Annotated in this window: 1 protein-coding gene; it reads right to left on the bottom strand. The window is 78.0% G+C overall.

Going from position 1 to position 1,167, the window contains the following annotated elements; translation table 11 throughout:
* Positions 1 to 2 precede the first annotated feature (2 nt).
* Positions 3 to 1,167 (bottom strand): HNH endonuclease signature motif containing protein (locus LK10_RS22640; protein ID WP_043124059.1); only part of this gene is annotated, 1,165 nt, incomplete at its 5' end.

The raw sequence follows: 1,167 nt of genomic DNA, 5'->3' as shown, positions 1-1,167 counted from the left end.
GTTTAACGACTGGCGAGGTTGTGGGGGTCGGTGGTGCCTCCGTCCTGCCATTCGGTGGTGTGGTCGGGTTCGCAGGCGTGGGCGGGGCGGGTGCAGCCGGGGAACCTGCAGCCGCCGTCGCGGTGGGCGAGGTAGCGGCGCAGGGCCTGGGGCGGGCGGTAGGCGGTGCGCCCGACCCCGAGCGCGGCCCCGGTGTCCCAGTCGGTGAAGAGCCGGTCCCAGTTCGGGGCCAGGGCCGCGAGCCGGCGGGCCGTGGCCGCGTCGATCGGACCGTAGCCCTCCAGCTCCGCGGGCCCCGACCCCACGGAACCCGACCCCGCGGGCCCCTCCGGGCCCGCAGGTCCTTGGGGGCCCTGGGGCGCGTCCCCTTCGGTGAGGTCGCCGCCGAGAGCGTCGCAGCCCGTCGCGTCGTCGGGGGCCGGGCCGCCGGCGTGGCTGCTGTGGGGTGGCAGGAGGGTGCGGACGGGGATGGTGAGGGTGATGTGGGGGCGGAAGGGGCCGGGGAAGGCCTCGTCCGGGACGCCCAGGAGCCGGTGCACGAGCGCGTCGGCGCGCAGCTGGGACAGGGTCCGTTCCTCCGCCGCCGCAACGGACGCCCAGGACCCCGCCGCCCCGGCGCCGCCGCCCACGGCATCGCCGGGACCGCAACCGCCGCCGGCATCGCCGGCATCGCCGGCGCCCGCCGGTCCCCCGCCACGGCCGCCGGCATCGCCGGGGCCGCCGCCGGGGGGATTGCCGGCGGGTTTGCCGGGGGTTGGGGTGAGGTGGCTGCGGGCGGTGCGGGCGTCGGCGTCGAGGCCCTGGTAGAGGGCCAGGCCTGCCTCGGCGGGCAGGAACGCGGTCAGGGTGCACATCCCGTCCGGCTCGGGGGCGAACCACACGCCCCGGTCCCGGCCCGCGGCCTCCTTCCGGGACCCGATGCTCTCCGGATGCTCCCGCTCCCGCAGCCGCCGCAGGGCCGAGCGCAGCTCCGCCGGGGTCCGGCGCCTGCCCGTGCGGGTCACCGCCCGGTCCAGGCCCCGGCGGGCGAACCCGGCCGCGTCCCCGGGCGGCAGGGTCCGGGCCTGGTCCACGATCACCCGGGCGTGCTGGTGGCCGAGCGCTGCAAATTCCCAGCCTGCCGAATTCCACCGATCACCCGAAAACACGTTGCGCGCGTCCACAATC

It is taken from the genome of Sinomonas humi (genome assembly GCF_000802235.1).
Classification (GTDB): domain Bacteria; phylum Actinomycetota; class Actinomycetes; order Actinomycetales; family Micrococcaceae; genus Sinomonas; species Sinomonas humi.
This window is presented reverse-complemented; position numbering and strand designations above follow the sequence as displayed.